General features: G+C 35.7%; 17 protein-coding genes and 1 pseudogene. 11 read left to right on the top strand and 7 right to left on the bottom strand.

The window, feature by feature from the left end; genetic code table 11:
• Window positions 1–30: 30 nt before the first annotated feature.
• On the bottom strand, window positions 31–1,269 hold the full coding sequence (locus tag MKY81_RS09355; RefSeq protein WP_108071289.1) for a PucR family transcriptional regulator: 1,239 nt from the start codon (window positions 1,267–1,269) through the stop codon (window positions 31–33).
• Window positions 1,270–1,656: 387 nt separating this feature from the next.
• On the opposite strand from MKY81_RS09355, the gene MKY81_RS09350 reads away from it, so the two are divergent.
• Window positions 1,657–3,024 carry an amino acid permease gene (locus tag MKY81_RS09350; RefSeq protein WP_107919829.1) on the top strand — a complete coding sequence of 456 codons (1,368 nt, stop codon included), beginning with the start codon at window positions 1,657–1,659 and terminating at the stop codon, window positions 3,022–3,024.
• Between the two features lie 219 nt (window positions 3,025–3,243).
• A complete protein-coding gene (locus tag MKY81_RS09345; RefSeq protein WP_341117622.1) occupies window positions 3,244–5,682 on the top strand; it encodes an SH3 domain-containing protein in 2,439 nt (812 codons plus the stop codon).
• Between the two features lie 90 nt (window positions 5,683–5,772).
• Here MKY81_RS09345 and MKY81_RS09340 read toward each other — a convergent pair whose 3' ends face one another.
• Entirely contained in the window at window positions 5,773–6,174 is a 402-nt protein-coding gene (locus MKY81_RS09340) for a hypothetical protein (protein WP_244913470.1), read from the bottom strand.
• Between the two features lie 138 nt (window positions 6,175–6,312).
• On the opposite strand from MKY81_RS09340, the gene MKY81_RS09335 reads away from it, so the two are divergent.
• A complete protein-coding gene (locus MKY81_RS09335) occupies window positions 6,313–6,780 on the top strand; it encodes a CBS domain-containing protein (protein ID WP_108071185.1) in 468 nt (155 codons plus the stop codon).
• Window positions 6,781–6,935: 155 nt separating this feature from the next.
• On the opposite strand, the gene MKY81_RS09330 is transcribed toward MKY81_RS09335, so the two are convergent.
• A complete protein-coding gene (locus MKY81_RS09330) occupies window positions 6,936–7,388 on the bottom strand; it encodes a DUF2269 family protein (RefSeq protein WP_407716582.1) in 453 nt (150 codons plus the stop codon).
• Between the two features lie 299 nt (window positions 7,389–7,687).
• Here MKY81_RS09330 and MKY81_RS09325 point away from each other — a divergent pair, with 299 nt between their 5' ends.
• Window positions 7,688–9,091, top strand: a complete 1,404-nt coding sequence (locus MKY81_RS09325) for a vWA domain-containing protein (RefSeq protein WP_181294624.1) — start codon at window positions 7,688–7,690, stop codon at window positions 9,089–9,091.
• 24 nt (window positions 9,092–9,115) lie between these two features.
• On the opposite strand, the gene MKY81_RS09320 is transcribed toward MKY81_RS09325, so the two are convergent.
• Window positions 9,116–10,141 carry a DUF3231 family protein gene (locus MKY81_RS09320; protein ID WP_341117621.1) on the bottom strand — a complete coding sequence of 342 codons (1,026 nt, stop codon included), beginning with the start codon at window positions 10,139–10,141 and terminating at the stop codon, window positions 9,116–9,118.
• A gap of 167 nt (window positions 10,142–10,308) precedes the next feature.
• Here MKY81_RS09320 and MKY81_RS09315 point away from each other — a divergent pair, with 167 nt between their 5' ends.
• Window positions 10,309–10,737: a VOC family protein gene (locus MKY81_RS09315; protein ID WP_107958743.1), complete on the top strand. Its 429-nt coding sequence runs from the start codon at window positions 10,309–10,311 to the stop codon at window positions 10,735–10,737.
• A 63-nt stretch (window positions 10,738–10,800) separates the two neighbouring features.
• On the opposite strand, the gene MKY81_RS09310 is transcribed toward MKY81_RS09315, so the two are convergent.
• Window positions 10,801–12,114 carry a WD40/YVTN/BNR-like repeat-containing protein gene (locus MKY81_RS09310; protein WP_341117619.1) on the bottom strand — a complete coding sequence of 438 codons (1,314 nt, stop codon included), beginning with the start codon at window positions 12,112–12,114 and terminating at the stop codon, window positions 10,801–10,803.
• 189 nt (window positions 12,115–12,303) lie between these two features.
• On the opposite strand from MKY81_RS09310, the gene MKY81_RS09305 reads away from it, so the two are divergent.
• The 3 genes and pseudogenes from MKY81_RS09305 to MKY81_RS09295 all read left to right on the top strand — a co-directional run.
• A complete protein-coding gene (locus tag MKY81_RS09305) occupies window positions 12,304–12,627 on the top strand; it encodes a DMT family transporter (protein WP_341117618.1) in 324 nt (107 codons plus the stop codon).
• A 21-nt stretch (window positions 12,628–12,648) separates the two neighbouring features.
• On the top strand, window positions 12,649–12,996 hold the full coding sequence (locus MKY81_RS09300) for a DMT family transporter (RefSeq protein ID WP_341117617.1): 348 nt from the start codon (window positions 12,649–12,651) through the stop codon (window positions 12,994–12,996).
• 144 nt (window positions 12,997–13,140) lie between these two features.
• Window positions 13,141–13,608, top strand: a pseudogene (locus MKY81_RS09295) (methyl-accepting chemotaxis protein); the annotation flags it as partial.
• A gap of 146 nt (window positions 13,609–13,754) precedes the next feature.
• Here MKY81_RS09295 and MKY81_RS09290 read toward each other — a convergent pair.
• Both MKY81_RS09290 and MKY81_RS09285 read right to left on the bottom strand, forming a co-directional pair.
• A complete protein-coding gene (locus MKY81_RS09290; RefSeq protein ID WP_066231434.1) occupies window positions 13,755–14,342 on the bottom strand; it encodes a GNAT family N-acetyltransferase in 588 nt (195 codons plus the stop codon).
• A gap of 203 nt (window positions 14,343–14,545) precedes the next feature.
• Entirely contained in the window at window positions 14,546–15,064 is a 519-nt protein-coding gene (locus MKY81_RS09285) for a YfiT family bacillithiol transferase (RefSeq protein WP_107958760.1), read from the bottom strand.
• A gap of 324 nt (window positions 15,065–15,388) precedes the next feature.
• On the opposite strand from MKY81_RS09285, the gene MKY81_RS09280 reads away from it, so the two are divergent.
• The 3 genes from MKY81_RS09280 (at window position 15,389) to MKY81_RS09270 (ending at window position 19,162) form a co-directional block, all read left to right on the top strand.
• Window positions 15,389–16,576 (top strand): IS256 family transposase, encoded by a 1,188-nt coding sequence (locus MKY81_RS09280; protein WP_341116480.1) that lies wholly within the window; start codon window positions 15,389–15,391, stop codon window positions 16,574–16,576.
• 353 nt (window positions 16,577–16,929) lie between these two features.
• Window positions 16,930–17,247 (top strand): MFS transporter, encoded by a 318-nt coding sequence (locus MKY81_RS09275; protein ID WP_341117615.1) that lies wholly within the window; start codon window positions 16,930–16,932, stop codon window positions 17,245–17,247.
• 106 nt (window positions 17,248–17,353) lie between these two features.
• Window positions 17,354–19,162, top strand: a complete 1,809-nt coding sequence (locus MKY81_RS09270) for a dihydroorotate dehydrogenase (RefSeq protein WP_341117614.1) — start codon at window positions 17,354–17,356, stop codon at window positions 19,160–19,162.
• Window positions 19,163–19,174: the final 12 nt, after the last annotated feature.

Below are 19,174 nucleotides of genomic sequence, written 5' to 3'. Positions count from 1 at the left end.
TAAAAAATAAGAGTGGGCATTTGTGAAAAATCACAAATCCTCACTCTTCATATTCTCCATAATTAAATCTAGATATAACGTAAGCTTTTGATTTGGATCTTTTAGATTGATTTCTGCAATTTCTACAATTCGCTTTAGTCGATAATTTAATGTATTTGTATGAACATGCAACACCTTCGCCGCATCATGAACATTATTATCACACTCTAAATACGTTTTAAGTGTTAGTAAAAGATTCGTTTGATGTTTACGATCATATGCTCTTAATCGTTCAATCGTATAATTTTGATATTGTTCCCGAGCTCTAATTTGAAATAGCTCCTCGATAAACTGATAGATCCCTAATTCATGATAACAAATGACTTTTTCTAATTCTTTTGGAAAATGTGCCTTCAGTTCCAAAACTTTTAAAGCTTCAGTATAACTTTTATTTATTTGTAATGGGGATTCATAAAATAATCCCGAGGAACCTTTTACCTGTTCGATTTGCAGTCGTTCTTTTATTTTATCAATAAACTGCTGGATAAATTGTTTCGTACTATTAATAGAAGTTTTTTCAGTTTCGCAACGAAGTAATAGAATAAGTTGATTTTGATCAAATACCCGACATATCACCTCGACATGTTGTAATGTTTCTATTAAATAATAGGAATGCTTCTCTATTTGCTGATTGACTTCCTGATCAAAATCAATAATGGCAATCACTAACCCGCCATCTAACTTCACCCTAAATCTTTCGGCATGCTTTTTTATTTCATTTAGCTTTTCGAAGTGCCCTGTTAGTAGTTTCCAAAAGAATTCATTATAATCCTCTTCCACTTTCCTTTTCTTTATTTGGTGCTGGAGAAGTTGATTTTTCACGAACTTGGCTGCTTCCTTAAGAAGTTGGAGCTTTTCCTCTCCGAAATTTTCATGATCTGTTTGAGCCCAAATAAAGCCGAGAACTTCTTTATTCTTTCTTACGGAAACAGCGATACGGTTTCCGAGTCCAACTTTTTCTATTGCAGGTATGATAATCGGCTCGTCACTTTCGAATAGTTTAGGCATTACACCATTTTTCCACAGCGTATGGATTACATTATCCGGTACTTTTCTTCTTATAATAGTAGCGATTCTTGCGGGATCGACATTTTCTTCGTGGGTACTGTACGCGATGATTCGATGATTTGAGTCTTCTATTGTAATCGGACATTGCAATATTTCACCAATACGGTCGGCCAACCCTTCGAGAGAATCAAAGGAATCTTTAAAATTTTGAGAATGGTTCACTTCAAACTTCCCTTTCACAATATAAATATAATTAATTTTACCATATTTAGTTCACCTTTTGTGAAATTACACAAATCCAAATATTCATTTTTTGATTTTCGCACAACTTTAGACTCTTTTATTTTATGATATACTAAAAAAACTTCCAAATTATTTGATGAAAACGTTTACAAATCGGTAGTCAAAATAAAACTATTGTAGTAAACTAATTTCATAGTAATATTCAGTGAAATTGGCTACTCTTATTTGTAAAATGATTTTTCAGAATAAATGGAACTATTAATCTCTTGAAAACGCAAAATTAAAAATAATATTGTGGAATATTTTTAATTGCTAAAAGAGCAACACAAAAAATGAGCAATTTCACTATTTTAAGGGGTGGAACAAATGAACAACCAAGAACTTCAGCGTGGCCTTGAAGAAAGACATATTACATTAATGTCATTAGGTGCCTGTATCGGTGTAGGATTATTTCTTGGCTCAGCAAAAACAATTGAACTAGCAGGACCGGCTATATTGATTGCCTATGTTGTCGCTGGTGCGATTATGTTTGTTATTATGCGAGCACTTGGCGAAATGGCCATTCAAAACCCGGTTGCAGGATCTTTTAGCCGCTATGCAAAGGATTATCTAGGACCACTTGCTGGTTACATCACTGGATGGAATTATTGGTTTTTATGGGTTGTTACATGTATGGCTGAAATTACAGCTGTAGGCGTATATATGCACTTATGGTTCCCAAATGTACCTAAATGGATTTGGGCATTAGCTGCACTTGTAATTATGACACTTGTTAATTTAATCACTGTTAAAGCGTATGGAGAATTTGAATTTTGGTTTGCTTTAATTAAAATTGTAGCGATTATTGCGATGATCATTATTGGTCTATTAATTATTATATTCGGGTTTGGAAATGGTGGCGTTGCCACCGGAATTAGCAATCTATGGAGTCATGGTGGTTTTGCTCCGAATGGAATGAAAGGCATTTTATTATCGATGCAAATGGTTATGTTTGCTTACCTCGGCATTGAAATGCTTGGAGTAACAGCCGGTGAAGCGAAGAATCCGGAAAAAACGATTTCAAGAGCTGTAAATACTGTTTTCTGGCGTATCCTTATTTTCTATGTTGGTGCATTATTTGTCATCATGTCCATTTATCCGTGGAATGAAATTGGCACAGCCGGTAGTCCATTTGTTATGACATTTGAAAAAATCGGGATTCGTCAAGCAGCAGGAATCATCAACTTTGTAGTGCTTACAGCCGCACTTTCTAGTTGTAATAGCGGGATTTTTAGTACAGGCCGTATGTTATTTAATTTAGCCGAACAAAATCAAGCACCGGCATCGTTGAAAAAAGTAAATAAAGGCGGCGTACCGTCCTTAGCGATTATCCTTTCAGCCGCAGCTTTATTAATCGGGGTCATTCTTAATTATTTAGTACCAGAAAAAGTATTTGCCTGGGTTACAAGTATTTCTACATTCGGTGCTGTGTGGACATGGGCAATGATTTTACTTTCTCAACTTAAATTCAGAAAAAATATGTCTCCGGAAGAACGTGCGAATATCAAATTTAAAGCACCATTTTGGCCATACGGCAACTACATTGCACTCGCATTTCTAGTACTCGTAATCGTATTAATGGCCTTCTCAGAAGACACATGGATCGCCTTGGTCGTTGGACCAATATGGCTAATCCTATTAGTAGCCGTATACTACAGCAAAGGCATCAACAAACAAACAAAGAAAAACCCATAATAGCCAGCAACCTGTTAAAAACTGAATCTTGTTAAATACTGAACAAAGTGTCAGGTACCGTTTTGGTACTTGGCATTTTTTTTGCATTACTCCAATTCAATAATATTAGATAAACTATTGAAAAACGGCAAGGTTCAACCGATAATAAGACTAATAAAGACAATTTAATATATTATTAGACAAATGAATATATTAATAGATATTGGGGGGCACGATTGGATGAAAAAAATGGGGAAAGCGATTATACTTTCCACAAGTATATTGCTGGCTACACCTGTATTACCACTTACTCCGTTTACTGCCATTAAGGCGGAAGCAAGCAGTACGATTAAAATGAAAAAAACATCATTTCAAACGAAAGATCGCTTAAATCTTCGAAGTGGTGCAAGCACGAAGAATAAAGTAATTCTCACAATACCAAAAGGAAAAATCATTCAAGCCACAGAAAAAAAAGGCAGCTGGTATAAGGTTACTTATACATATAAGTCTAAAAACAAAAACATAACGAAAACAGGTTGGGTGAGCAGCGGATATTTAAAAGAATACTATCAATATAAAAAAATAAGCAAAACCTACTATTTTACGAAAAAAACAACAAAATTCTACACGAAGCCTGATACGAAGAAAAAAGCTGCTTTTACGGTAACTGCACATAACGGATTTCCCTCTACCCAAAAAGTGGTAAATAGTATTGGTGAGACATGGTACCGCATTTCTTATAAAGGAAAAACACTTTATGTTAAGAGTAATGATGTATCAAAACAATCCTTTACATCATTTTCACAAACGAAGTATATAGCAAATAAAACTACGTACTTATATCAATCCTATGGAAATGTCCAAAAGAAGTTAGTAACGATTCCAAAAGGAACGATTGTGCAAGCGAAAAAAAGAATTGGTGATTGGTACAGTATATCCTATAAAGGAAAAACTGGTTATTTCTATATCGGAGACTTCTCTAAGTATGATAAAATTACCTATCAAACTTCTAACACTAGTGTAACCTACTATATTACGAAACAAACATCTAAACTTTATTCAAAACCTGATACGAAGAGTAAATTAGTTTACTCTGTTTCCGCGAATAACGGATTTTCTTCCACCCAAAAAGTAATCAATAGCTTAAAAGAAACGATGTATCGAATTACGTATAAAGGAAAAACACTTTATATAAACAGCAATGAAGTAAATAAAGCTACAACAACGTCGATTAATAAAACGGATTACAAAGCAAATAAAGACACCTATCTTTACCAATCCTTTGGTTTAAATCAAAAGAAGCTAATCACAATCCCAAAGGGTACGGTTATTTCCTCATCAATAAAATCTGGAGATTGGTATCGAACTAGTTACAAAGGATCAACAGGCTATGTTTTTATTAAAGATTTTTCAATAAATAATATAATCACTGTCAAAAAAATTGATGAGACCACATATGTTACGAACGATGCGCTGAATCTAAGAAAATCTTATGATGCTACATCTTCTATTTTAACAACCATTCCGAAATCAAAAATTGTTATTGCAAGCTATAAAGCATCAAACGGTTGGTATAAAGTAAAATACGAAAAAACGACTGGCTATGTTAGTGGAAAATATTTAACACAAGTTCGTACAGGGGACCCACTTACAAGTCATACAGGTTATCAATTTATCGACTTGAGAACAAAATCATCGGTAACAGCTGCGCAAATTAATAATTATATTTCTAAATACGTGAAATTAACCGGAAAGAAGAGTATATTATCAGGAAAAGGACAAGCCTTTATCGATGCGGGAAATAAATATGGAGTGAACTCACTTTATCTTGCAGCCCATGCAATTCACGAAAGTGCATATGGTACATCGCTTCTTTCAGTAGGAAAAAATAATCTATTTGGCTTTGGTGCCTATGATGCAACACCATTTATTGCCGCCTTTAAGTTTAAAAATGTAAATGATTGTATCAACTATATTGCACAAGAAATGAAAGCAACATATTTGAATAAAAATAACTGGAAGTATAATGGAGCTTATCTTGGATATAGCACGAAAGACATGAACAATAAGCGAATCGATGAGAATAGCGGCGGAATGAACTTTTGGTATGCCAGTGATCCATATTGGGGACAAACGATTGCTAAACATATGCAGAATATATTACCTTATAAATCTAGTTACAGTAAGGCACCAATCAATACAAAAGTATATTCACAACCGAGTATACCAGCAGGTAGCGACGTCTTTCCGGCTGGAATTCAAGCAATTATGAAAAAGGATTTAGTTTTCCACAGTAAAAAAGGCGCAACAGACAAAGGGAAATCATGGCCAAAAGGAACAAAATTTACTTTACTCGAAAAAACAAATGACTTTTGGGTAAAAGTTAAAGTAGGTAAAACAACATATTGGACCAACTCTATTAAATTTGATGATTATAAAAAATATTTAGCTGTTCAAAATTTAGGAAGAGTCACCGTAGAAGACTTAAACGTACGCAGCTCTGCATCCACAAGCAGCAGTAAGATCCAAACATTAAAACAAAATTCATTTGTTCAAATCGTTCTAACAAAAGACGGAAAACCGACAATGGATAAAAATAAAACATGGTACCAAATAAAACTATCCAACGGCAAAACCGGATGGGTAAGCGCCTACTACATCAAACAAGAATTACAATAGGTGTCAGGCACCATTTATTCACTTTTTGAATATTTATTCGATTTTTGCATAAAAGGTGTCAGGCACCAGGTGCCTGACACCTCTTTTACTCTATTCATTTGTAGAAATTTGTTTCACATAAATAGCTTGTGAAGAGATCTGTTTAATACATCCTTCTAAGTCCGTTTCTTTTAGCAGTCCTAAATTTAATGCTGACTTGATCTTTCCTTCATCTGGCTTTCTCTGAATCAGATCCATCATATTTAGTTCTTCCAACCTTTTTACCGTTTCATCCTGTTCAAATTTTTCCGATCTTCTAATTTGTCTTTGTAATTTATACCCACTGATGTTTAGCTCACCCTTCACATTTTTCCCTACAGCCACATCAAAATATTGATTAAATGCCTTCTTTAAATTCTCCAATTCTTTTTCAATCTCTTTTTTCTTCCGATTCAGGTCATCATACTGCACTACCATCTCTTTAGTAATAAAATAATCAACATTATTATTCAAATTAATCCCTCCACCCTCAATACTTCATCATATTGTGAAAGGCGCACATATATTCCTATTATTCATTTAGTTTTTTACGAATTTATGTTAAAATAATGATGTGAAATAAAATCACTTATAAGAAAGAAGGCACTTATTATGAAGGTAAAAGACTTCATGATCCGAGATGTAATTACAGTTAATGAAAACGATACAATTAAGCATTTACTGAATACGCTAGTTGATAACAAAATTGGTGGTGCGCCTATAGTGGATTCCGAAGGTAAACTAGTCGGAATGATAAGTGATGGAGATGTATTAAGAAGCATTCAATTAAAAGATACAGTGATATATGATTATTTTAGCTTAATGGCTTATACGTTTGAAAAAGGAAATCTTGAAAATGTGTTGACGGCTATTAAAGATCAACCATTAAAGAAAATAGCAAAGAAACGTGGGATTGTAACTGTAAAAGAAAATGATGAAATCGAAACAGCGTTAAAACTTTTGGGGAAACATCATTTTAAGAAAATTCCGGTTATTGATGATAATCATAAAGTTGTCGGTGTCATCAGCCGCGGTGACATTATTCGAACTATCCAGAAAAATATTATTGAAATATTATAAGAAAAGCGCCTTGATTATCGACGTAAAAGTCTTACGTGACTTTATCTGAAATTAAGGAAAGGCGAATCGATGTTAACTTATCTTAAGGACAGCAATAAAATGTTATACCATTCTACTAAAATAACAGCATGGGGAGCTCCCCATGCTGTTTTGTCTTAAAATGGCTTCAAAATCATCAATGCAATGATAATAAGAAAAATAAGGTTTTCGAGGTTTTCATATCGAAACAATTCCTTTGACAATCGTGTATATTGCTCAGGTATTTCTTCCCCTTCATATGAAGCTAATAATTCCTTAATCGGTTTCGATCTCGGAGATAAGACAAATGGCCCCATTGCTAGACCAATTAGAAAGAGAATCAAACTTGCTATATACCATCCCATTCGGAATAAATTTGGATTAAGCATGCCCATTAACAATCCCGTCACAAGTAAAAGTGTACCACCAATCATCACGATTATATGTAAATCTCTTCTAATTGCGAACGAATGCCGCACTTTCGTCATAGTATCCGCAGACTTCCCAATCCTCGTCAAAATAAAACCAGGTCCCATGCCTAAAATAGCAGAGAAAATATGTATAAACACAAGTATCTTATAAATTAACACGATCAATCCTCTCCATCATTCAACATTCATTTTAATTATACACGATTCCATCTACCATCTTAGTGACAATTTGGTTGAAATTAGAAGAGAACTATGGAAATGAAAGGAGAATTTCCTATCTCCCTTCACTCATCATCAGATGAATTAACCTATCCATGATATTCGGCCAATCTGACTCTGACATCTTTCCTGCCTACCTATTACCTAGGTACAAAGACCTCTTTTCACTCCATAAAACATTTCCTATACTATTTTTAGAGAAAAATGAAAGTTCACAAAACAAGATAGGAGATGGGGTTTTGTATAAAAAGTCACTTTTTTTCTTCTTCCTACTTTTCTGTATAATCGTTACGGGTTGCCAACAGAACGAGAAAACGAGTACGAAGAAGGAACCAACAAAAAAAGTTGAAGAAGCTAAAGAAAAGGAAAAGCTACCGGAAACACCAATTAGTATGATAGGGGAAGAAATTGAAAAAGAACCGGCAGGCGAATTGTTTCAGAAATATTCTCGCGCAAAAGAGTTAGCTACTAATGAAGAATACTCTCCTACCGTAGACGAAGCAATCAAAGAATACATACAAACCATGAAAAAAGTGGAGACAAAAGAATGGGACGCTCAGAAATGGGCGCAATCACTCATTACAAATTTTCGTTCGCAATACAGCGACACAATCCAACCGATGAAAGATTTTGAAGTGAAATATGATAAATTAACGCTACCGGATGGTCGTTTATTACAAGATGTAGATGAAGAAGAATTAAGTAAAAGTCCTGACAAGGTAAATGTCGCGATACTCCTTGATGCAAGTGGAAGTATGAACGCAAATGTTCCAGGTGGAAATAAAATGAAGCTAGCCAAGACGAGCTTGAAAAGCTTTTCGGAAAGCCTTCCGAAAAACACCAATGTCTCACTATCCGTATTTGGACATAAAGGAACCGGTGCTGACAAAGATAAAAAATTATCATGTAGCAGTGTTGAAACGGTTTATCCTTTAAAAAACTATTCAAAGGAAAAGTTTTCAAAAGCATTAAACCAATTTAAAGCAAGTGGCTGGACTCCGCTTGCCTCCGCTATCCAGAAAGCAACAAAACAATTGCTGCAGGCAAGTGATGAACATACGAAAAACTTTATCTATGTTGTTAGTGATGGAATCGAAACATGCGGCGGTAATCCCGTGAATGCTGCGAAAGACGCTAAGAAAGCGAAGATGGACGTACAAATTAACATTATCGGATTTGACGTCGATAATAAGGCCGATCGTCAACTAAAAGAGGTAGCTAAAGCCGGCGGTGGCGAATATACATCGGTAAAAAATAAACAACAACTAGACGATGAAATAACAAAGTCTTGGAAAGAAAGCATGGGAAAAACGACGTGGAGATTTTGGGTTGCTGGCAATCATAATAATATAAATTGGGATTCAGTCGGTATGTCCAATCAACTAAGAAAGCTTTTTAATAATCATATTACCTCCCGCAACCGTGAACTTGAGCGAATGAATGAAGCATTAAACCAATTACTAGAAGATAAAATAATTGATCTAGACACAAAATCTGCCACCTCAGATTTCCTATTTAAACGTCATGAAGCAATAAAAAATTACGCAGACACGATTCAAAATGAAAAACATACCGAAATTTTTGATACGGCTGAGCGATTGAAAAAAATAATTGATCGTATAACAAAAGATTTAGATTTATAAAAAAAAGAAACCAAGGATCAAAATTTAAAACGATCCTTGGTTTCTTTTTCCCGTTTCCGAAACTAATTTTCGGTCATCTGCAAATGGAGGCTGTTCTAACCATTTTTTCTTAATGAGTAATTTCCCAAATACCCCATAAAGTAACAAGTCATCAAATATGGCTTTCTCACAATGATATGTGATATCAGCTCGAATACTTGTTACTATAGCACTGCCGTAATAGGAAATGGCAGCTGCAATTAAAAAGCCGGAATGAAACAACATTAATTTATCCGAAAAAGGAGAAATAGTTGATTTTACCACTTCTGGTTCAAGTGCACGAGGTGAATGCAAATCTTCTTTAAGCAATAAATTCGAGAAAACTCCAATATGTTTGTTTTTTCTATTTATACACTTGTTAATAAAATGATTGATTTCTTTATCTTTACATACTTGATTAAAAGCAAAAAAACACGCTTTTGCGATTAAGCTTTTTTGCAAATTAAAAAAGATATTTCCGCTCTCAATCGAATTCATCTTTCTACGCTCACCTAATACATCTGTCACGTAGTTAAGACTATTTATAAATGAAACATTGCTTGGCGTTTCATAAAATGGAGGTTTATCATAAAGTTGTTTTGATTGCATAACATCAAATGATTTATTATAAAGGTCCATTGTATCTAGATTACACTGATAATAAAAATCTCTTATATCTTTTCGAATAGAAACACTAAAAGCAAGGTTATATGCCTGTGATCCATGCATGGTCATCGTGTGAATATAAAATATACTAAAAGCATCTGTAAATAATGGAGGCGCATGTAAATTAACATCTTCCTTAGTAAATCCTTTAGGAATTGGGAAATTTTCTTTATGAAATATATCTCTTATCTTTATTACATGATTCTCTGACATTTCCAGAGCTAATGTATAAATCTTATGTATTTCAGGGTCTTTAATAATTGGCAAAAAATATTTCGTCACACAAATTTGCATTGTCTCTCGAATATAATGTGTCCATAAATTAGATATTTCTGATGAGGTTAATCTTTCATTATTATCCGGCAACGGGGGACACCACCTAAATAATTTTGTCCTATTTTTATATTCACCAGGACTGCAGGATTTATGTAATTTTTATTTTCTTGTTAAAATTTTTTGAAATTTCTTTTATCTCATCTATCTTTTGGTTACAATAAAAAGGGATTAAATTTTATATTCTAGGAGTGGTGCAAATGTCAGTAGATGTTTATCTTAATTTTAATGGGAACTGTCGTGAGGCGGTAGAGTTTTATGCAAAGGTTTTTAATACAGAAGAACCGCGAATTATGACCTTTGGTGAAGCACCTCCTAATCCGGAATTTCCGCTGCCGGAAGAAGCCAAAAATCTTGTCATGCACGCACGACTATCGATTAGCGGAAGCAATGTGATGTTTTCCGATACGTTTCCCGGCACGCCTTTTGTCGTTGGAAACAATATAAGTCTTGCGATCGTAAGTCAAAACCAAGATGAAATTACATCGTATTATAATCAGTTAAAAGAAGGCGGAAAAGTCAACATGGAGCTCCAAGAAACTTTTTGGAGTAAATGCTATGGACAAGTTGTTGATAAATTTGGCGTTGAATGGCAATTAAGCTATGATAATGGGGAATCGGGTTGGTGAATTTATAAAAAGAACAGGAAATGAATGTCAATAGACATTCATTTCCTTATTTTTCTTATCCGCTCATTTACCTAGAACCCCATCCGGATCTACTAAACCGGCGAAATTCCAAGTTTTCCCCATGTCTTTAGTTGTAAATTTTGCGAGTACATTTCCTCCTAAATAATCCCCGTTTGGTCCTTGATTAACGAGGAGTGTTCCTTTATTCCCGTTAAAAATCGGGGTTTCAGCTACAGTAAATATCCCTTTATATTCTTTTGGAATCGGAACTTTTACTTCCTTCCACGTTTTTCCCCCATCAGCCGTACGATAGAGACAAGGTCTTGGTGGCTCGTTTTCGAAGTTGATTGATCCGAATGATACAAAACCAAGTTCATCATTGATTAACCCTCCATCTGTAACAAGTGATGTTACGCCAGCAACTGAACCAGCTTCTTTCCAAGAATGACCACCATCATTCGTTTTAAACAGATAATTCCCTTCACTGGCCATCGTGCGATATCCGGTGGCAATTAAATATCCATGTTGATCTGAAGTAAAACCTAACAAACGCATCCGAGCTCCCTGTATTTTATCTGTTATGTTTACTTCGTCCCAAGAGTTCCCTTGATCTTCTGATATCAAAAGTTGCAGACCCCCGCGCCCGCCTATCACAAAAGCAGTTCTTTTTGAATGAATAACATAACTTCCTTCGATAAGTTCATTTTTTGGTCCATTATAATCGCCTTCGAATAACCGATCTACTTCAATTGGTACATCAATCCAATCCTTTCCGTTGTTATACGTAACTTTTAATGTATCATCAACAATTTCATATCGACTATTTTCATCAGTTTTTATACCAGCTTCTTTTTTATAGCTATCCATATCTTGCATTGGAGGTAAACCAATTAGTTTATCCGATGATTTTTCAAAACTTTCTAATGTATATGTTTGATCGGATTGTTTCTTAATCTTCAACTTCCAAACTAATCCATCAATTAACCCATTGTTTTGCGATTTCCAGCTTGTCGTTTGAACTCCCTCACCTAGCTGAAGTTGAAAAACAACATCAACGATAAACTCTCTATCTTTTTCTTCTAATAAATGAAATCTAGTAAAATAAGCGCCCGCAAGCTGTCTACTTGTTTTAAACTTCTCCATTAAATCGAACCATAGGCGATAGGCAATTGTTTCTTTTTTTGTATCACCCTCAATGATTTTCTTAGTCATTGGCAATTGATTTTTAAAATCTTGTTCATTCAAAGTCACTACCTTTTTTTCGATGGACGGTTTTTCGTTTTTTTCTCCACCTTTCCACATATAAATGGATATTATAACCGCTCCTATTAGTAAAATAGTGGCCAATAACACTATTTTGTTTGTGAACAATTTCATATAAAACAACATCCTTTTTGCTTTTAACATTTAATTTTGTAAATATTATAACATTCATACGGGACAATGAATCGAATCTACCGTCACAACTTTCACCTTATATATAAAGATGACATTTTTCACATTATGATAGATTAATATTAATACATATAAACAAGTATTTACTTGATAAGAAAGGAGAAAAAAGCGATGAATGCTTATGTACTTTTGATTGTAGCCATTATAAGTGAAGTGTTTGGAAGTTCGATGCTTAAAGCCACAAATGGATTTAAGAAGATTTTCCCGTCATTAGGAGTTGTTGCGGGATACGGGGTGGCATTCTTAAGTTTATCAATTTCGCTCAAAACACTTTCGCTCGGAATGGCTTATGCAATATGGGCGGGTTTAGGAACCGCACTTACAGCATTAGTAGGTGTGATGATCTATAAAGAAAAGTTTAATGGTAAAAAATTATTCGGTCTAACGTTAATTATAGGTGGAGTCATATTTTTAAACTATGGGGGAGCTCATTGAATATAAGAAAGGAGAATACATATGAAGGCATATATTTTTTTAGCCATTTCTATTATTGGAGAGGTTTTTGCTACTGCCATGCTTAAGATGTCTGAAGGGTTTACAAACTTTCTTTCCTCTCTGGCAGTAATTGTTGGTTATGGACTTTCATTTTATTTCATATCTCTGGCCCTCAAAACGATACCGCTAAGTTTAGCTTATGCTATTTGGTCTGGAGTAGGAACTGCCTTAACAGCTCTAATTGGGATACTTATATGGGATGAGCTATTTAGCACACTTAAGTTGGCTGGAATACTATTAATTATTGGCGGCGTTGTATTACTAAATTTTTCAGATATGAAAGGACAGGAAAAGGAAGCTGCGAACTAAGGACAATGGACAAAGGTCCACTGTCCTTCTTATGATGTTTTTTTATTCATTAATTATGATTCATTCAGTTACAAGTGTTCTCTTTGAAAAAAATGTAATCCATTACACCCTACTAACATGAACGAATAGTCTGCTCGTGCGGGTGAACATGGGAAAGGGTTTGCAGTTGTAGCAAATGAAGTGAGAAAACTAGCTGAACAATCAAAGGATTCGGCGGATCAGATAGCTGAATTAATTAATAATATCCAACTAGAAACAACACATGCTGTTGACGTAATGGATAAAGGGACTATTGAGGTTAAAGAAGGATTAGTAGTTGTACACGAAGCGGAAGAAGGTTTTAAAAAGATTCTAACGTCAATTGAACAAGTAACCGCTCAAATTCAAGAAGCAACAGCAGTTTCCGAAGAAATGTCTGCTAGTGTAGAACAAGTCAATTCCTCTATTGAGGAAATTGCTAGGATTGCACAAGTATCTGCAACCAATACACAATCCGTGGCATCCGCTTCAGAGGAGCAGTTAGCATCCATGGAGGAAGTCGCCGCTTCTACATTGGCCTTATCCAAAATGGCGGAGGAGCTGCAGCTTCATGTGAAGGAATTCAAAGTTTAATAGGAGTAAGAAATTTTTTTTAAAAACATCCTGTTTCACACTTAAAAGTGGAACAGGATGTTTTTTCATTATCTAACACTGTCACACATCCCTTTGATCCAGCTACCAAGGCTTGTTATATCCTATCGTTCTTACACTAGCGATTCTTACTCAAACTCCTTCTCAAAACAATTGCATTCATGAACCCTTTTAAATCGTTTCTTTATCTTTTCTTTATCTTTACCAACATAGTGAGCGAAGGTTTGAACAGGGTACAAATCTGATAGCTCTGATTTTATTACACCATTCAGCTCTGCCTCACCATCAATATACACGTGCAAATATGAATCCACTTTTGAAAATTGGTTGTTCCTATACCAATTATTTACCCATTCATCATCTCTCGTCCATGCCTCTAGACGGTTTAACCCCTTCTCTTTCGCTATTTTCTCAGCTTCAGATAATAGTTGACTCCCAACCCCTCTTCTTCGATGATCAGGGTGAACCGCAATGTGCCAAATCATTCCTCCTAGTCCTTGTCCCCTTGAACAGACTGTTCTTTCTTCCACTTCATATTCAATATCTATTAATCCAATCACTTGATGATCCTCTACAGCTACTAGTTCAATTGCAGGATTTACGTATTTTTCCTTTTCCCTTAAAACATTGTCATAATATGCAGTATCCAAAAAGGATAATACCCTACAATGAACCCACTCCATTTCATCTTCCTGATTGTAAGCTCTAATATCCATATTTCCCTCCCATTCATTTATGCCGTTTCTGCCTTTTTCGGTACCATAGGCGCGGAGGACGCCTGGCTTTCGGGCCGCTTCTACCTTTTCCAGTACCATAGACGCGGTAACGGATTGGCTTTCGGGCCGCTTCCGAATATTCCGATACTATTAACGTAGAGGCGGATTGGCTATCAGATCACTTCAAGCTCATCATAGGACATTCACCAGCCCTTATGCTTACATAAAGAAGTTATGTGTGCAAGATGATGTTGACCATGCCACGCATAAATGCCTATATTTTCACGAACCGATACTTCGCCAGATTCTGGGTGTATAAATGTCTTTTTCATATCATCATGGCTTAAGCTATGTAAAAGTTTGACCCAACGTTTGTGTAAGGATTCAAGAAGAGATGAAGAAATATCAATTGGTGAATTGTAATCCGGAAGCTCTGCCCATTTTGTTTCTTCATACGGCTTGATAACTGGGTTTTCTTCTGTTATCGCTAATTTAAAACGAACATATGCATTCATATGGCTATCTGCAAGATGATGAACAACTTGGCGAATGGTCCATCCCCCTGAACGATAAGGCGTATTAAGTTGTTCATTATCCAAGTTTTTTACAGCCCCTCGTAATAAAATTGGTAAACCTTCAATTTCATTTATCCAACCGGCAATCATTTGGTCAGTAATCTCACCATCATATTGAAATGTTCCAATGGGATACTTTTCATTCATCATTTATTCCTCCTTAAGTTAAAAGTAATAACAGGTACTATAAAAGACGCCCTTATAAGAGCGTCTCATCATTAGAACATATGTTCTTTTTCCTGTGTTCTTCAAAATAAAAAGTCCGTCCCTTTAATTTTCATACTATTAGTATAAATCAAATAAATTTATAAGTCTATATTTATATAAAAAGTTCTTTTATATTTTAATAACCAGAGAGTGTAAAATATTTTGTGTAAATAGAAATGCACTAAATAATGTTCATAGAAAAAGGAAGACCCTTTCTGTAGAATAAAGTTAGCCGACAAAATTCACAGAAAAGAGGTCTTCCCTATGATTCATCTTACTACAGATTTAATCGAAGCACTAGCACAAAAACAAGATATTGAAGAAGTTTTTCGTCATCATTTGGAAACAGCCATCAATCAGCTGTTAAAACATGAATTAACTGTCTTTTTAGACTATGAGCCTTATGATCGAGAAGGTTTTCATTCCGGCAATTCCCGTAATGGCTACTACGATCGTACCTTTAAAACCGAATACGGAGAACTACACCTTCGTATCCCTAGAGACCGTAATGGCCAGTTCCAACAACAAACAATAGCTCCCTATAAGCGTTCCAATGATACGCTGGAACAGTTTGTCATTCACCTTTATGAAAAAGGGATTACGACAAATGAAATCGCTCATCTCATTGAGCGAATGTATGGACATCACTATTCCAAACAAACGGTTTCGAACCTAACGCAACTTGTTTCTGAAGACGTGAAGGCTTTCCATGAACGAAAGCTGGAAGAACGCTATGTGTGCATTTACTTGGATGCCACTCATATTCCGATTCGACGTCAAACGGTTGAAAAAGAAGCTGTCTACATCGCTATTGGTATTACGGAAGAAGGAAACAAAGAAGTTTTAGACTTTACCATTGCACCAACTGAGTCTTCGCACGTATGGGAAGAACTCCTCCAATGCCTACATGAGCGAGGAGTAGAAAACGTTCTTCTCTTCATTTCCGATGGATTGCCAGGGATGACAGATAGCATTCACCGTGTCTATCCAAAGGCGAAACATCAAGTGTGCTGTGTACATGTCGCTCGAAACATTTCCAGCAAAGTACGTGTAAAGGATCGCGCAGCCATTCTCGATGATTTTAAGGCCGTCTATCAAGCGAAAGACCGTGAAGAAGCTTTAGAAGCCTTAGAACAGATGCAAAGCAAGTGGGAAAAGCCTTATCCACGTGTCATTGAATCAGTGATGAACAACAAACGGATCTTAACGTTTTTTGATTTTCCAGCTTCCATACGTCGCAGTATCTACTCGACAAACTTAATTGAAGCTTTTAACAAAGAAATCAAACGATATGTCAAACGCAAAGAACAATTCCCGAATGAAGAATCCTTAGAACGCTTTCTCGTGACACGGTTTCTAGACTATAATCACAAGTTTGGCATGCGTTGTCATCGAGGCTTTGAAAAGGCCAAATCAGAATTGATACACATGTTTGAAGCACTGGAAGATTAAGCTCTAGCACTGATCCGCCATCCTTGACCTTGTTTGCGGTCGTGGTGGTGTGTAGGTTGTCGGATGGGAAAAATAAAGCCCTATGTGGGGACTTTATCCGCACACCTAGCGTACCACGACCGATCTTTTCTAAGTTCTCGCTGGCCGGGTCCCTGAACCCAACCAGCAAGAACTAAGAAAAGGCACAAGGTCAAGGACAAGCAGCTACCGCTGTGGCTCTGTGTTTAACCTAGAGATAGAAGTTTTATCAACTAAAATAAGCAGGCTAACTTTTCTACCGGAAATAGGGTTATTTACACAAAATTATTGACACACCCAATAACCAGCTGGGAAATCGTGTTAATCACATTGGTATGATTAAGAGAGAGGGTATGATGAGTTCCGTTAGAGTCAAACAAAGGGAACATGGGTTAACATTTTTTCAACTTTTTAAAAAGTCACCTCATTTTACATCCTTGTTACTTGGGCAAATTTTTTCATATCTAGGTAGCTCGATTACAAATGTAATCATGCCTATTGTGGTTTTGCAAGAGACAAAATCGGCAGCCACGATGGGAACGGTTATGGCAGTTTATATGGTACCGTTTATTTTGCTCCTGCCATTTTCCGGCGTACTCGTTGATAAAATGAATAAAGTAAAACCATGTTATTGGAATAGCTTCAAAGAATAGAAGTTATAATTTACTGAACCAAGTCCTCATTCATATAGTAAAATAACAGATAGTAATCATCTTTTTCATAATCAATATTTAAAGTAACAGAGAGGGGAGATCACCCTTGCCGGATTGGTCATATCAAACGATATTTAAACCGATTCTTCAAAAGCTTCCACCTTCCTTTAGTCGGGAATTTATTCACCATGGGATGAGCATAGTATCATCGACAACCATTGGTGAAAGATTTATAGAATTTCTTGGCCACATGGCACCTTCTAAAAAACTAGAGAAGCAGATATGTGGGGTTCAGTTTCCTTCTCCTGTTGGACTAAGTGGCAAAATTGATCCGAAATTATCCGGAATAAAAGCTTTACAAAATCTCGGTTTTGGTTTTATGGAAATTGGCCCAGTTTCAATTCTTGGTTCATCAGAGAAAGAAGAACTTCGAATTGACCACAAGCAGGAACAAATTTTGGGATATAGCGAAAGGATACCGCTATCAAAAGTCAAAGAGAAACTCGCCTCTTTGAAAAAAAAGAAAGTACCATTTTTTATAAAAGTAGAGGGAACGCTTCAAGAATCAAAGCAGATTTGTGAAGAGCTCGATCCTTTTAGTGATGGATTCATTATAAACAGTCATACTTTTCATTCGGTTAATGAATACATTTTTTTTCGTGAGCAAATAAATAAACCTATTTTATTAGCTTATTCAGCCGAGAGTTTTACTGACAGTAATAACCTAGAAAACTATCATGCAGATGGAATATTAATTGAAGAAAGCCATTCACTTGATAGGCTTCAGCATGCACTTATTGCTATAAGGAAAGTACATAAGGATATACCCATTATCACTTCGGGTGGAGTAAGAGAGCCAGCAGATGCTATTAGATTATTCGATAGTGGAGCTTCCCTTATTTTGTTAGGATTTGAATACGTGTTTACCGGACCTGGTCTCCCAAAGAGGATTAATGAGGATTTTGAGAATAGATTCTCGAAGGAACCAGTAAAAGTTGAAGGATGGATTTGGTATTGGTTGTTCGGTTTGGCGATCACAGTAGCTGGTTTTATTGCTCTGCTTTTTAGTATGACAAGGATTATTCTTCCATATGATGAATCTTTTTTAGAAATCTTTAGAAATGATATTCTACGTTTCAATCCTGCCATTTTATACTTTATGGCACATGACCGGATGACACTTTCAGGAACGATGATTTCAGGTGGATTTATTTACATGCAGCTTTCAAGGCATGGAATCAGATATGGTATTCATTGGGCAAGAAAAGCAGTAAATATAGCAGGGCTGGTTGGTTTTCTTGGTATTTTCTTATTTATCGGTTACGGTTACTTCGATTGGCTTCATGGATTGTTTTGGCTTATATTATTACCTTTATTTATTATTGGATATGTGAAATCAAGAAATGCAACAGGAGCACCAAAAAGTACTAACCTTTTCAATCATCGATACTGGAAGTTGAGTTTAATCGGTCAACTAGCCTTTGTCCTATTAGGCGCTTCATTAACTCTTGGCGGTGTTGTCATTTCTTTCATTGGTGCATCAAGTGTCTTTGTACCAACGGATCTTACCTACCTATGTCTATCTCCAGAGGCACTTAGTGAATTTAATGAACGCTTAATCCCTGTTATTGCGCATGACCGTGCCGGATTTGGAAGTGCCCTATTAAGTGTAGGTTTACTCGTATTGATGCTTGCCTTATGGGGAATTCGCGAAGGAGAAAGATGGGTTTGGTGGACCTTCACAATTGGTGCCATTCCTGCTTTTTTAGCGGGAATTGTCACTCATTTTATTATCGCATATACTGATTTTGTTCACTTATTACCTGCCTATTTTGCAGTATTTCTATACTTAGTAGGTGTCATTTGTACAGCACCATTTTTATTACTTACAGCTATTGTACTAAAAAAGTTTTGAAAGTAAATGAAT

Source organism: Heyndrickxia sp. FSL W8-0423 (assembly GCF_038009395.1).
Lineage (GTDB): Bacteria > Bacillota > Bacilli > Bacillales > Bacillaceae_C > Heyndrickxia > Heyndrickxia sporothermodurans.
Note: the sequence above shows the minus strand (reverse complement) of the source record. Positions and strands in the feature narration are given on the sequence as shown.

Bases quoted from the DNA above. Each gene is read 5' to 3' on its own strand.
- MKY81_RS09350 (WP_107919829.1), top strand. From the start codon at position 1,657: ATGAACAACCAAGAACTTCAGCGTGGCCTTGAAGAAAGACATATTACA.
- MKY81_RS09345 (WP_341117622.1), top strand. From the start codon at position 3,244: ATGAAAAAAATGGGGAAAGCGATTATACTTTCCACAAGTATATTGCTG.
- MKY81_RS09335 (WP_108071185.1), top strand. From the start codon at position 6,313: ATGAAGGTAAAAGACTTCATGATCCGAGATGTAATTACAGTTAATGAA.
- MKY81_RS09315 (WP_107958743.1), top strand. From the start codon at position 10,309: ATGTCAGTAGATGTTTATCTTAATTTTAATGGGAACTGTCGTGAGGCG.
- MKY81_RS09310 (WP_341117619.1), bottom strand. From the start codon at position 12,114: ATGAAATTGTTCACAAACAAAATAGTGTTATTGGCCACTATTTTACTA.
- MKY81_RS09305 (WP_341117618.1), top strand. From the start codon at position 12,304: ATGAATGCTTATGTACTTTTGATTGTAGCCATTATAAGTGAAGTGTTT.
- MKY81_RS09300 (WP_341117617.1), top strand. From the start codon at position 12,649: ATGAAGGCATATATTTTTTTAGCCATTTCTATTATTGGAGAGGTTTTT.
- MKY81_RS09290 (WP_066231434.1), bottom strand. From the start codon at position 14,342: ATGGATATTAGAGCTTACAATCAGGAAGATGAAATGGAGTGGGTTCAT.
- MKY81_RS09285 (WP_107958760.1), bottom strand. From the start codon at position 15,064: ATGAATGAAAAGTATCCCATTGGAACATTTCAATATGATGGTGAGATT.
- MKY81_RS09280 (WP_341116480.1), top strand. From the start codon at position 15,389: ATGATTCATCTTACTACAGATTTAATCGAAGCACTAGCACAAAAACAA.
- MKY81_RS09275 (WP_341117615.1), top strand. From the start codon at position 16,930: ATGATTAAGAGAGAGGGTATGATGAGTTCCGTTAGAGTCAAACAAAGG.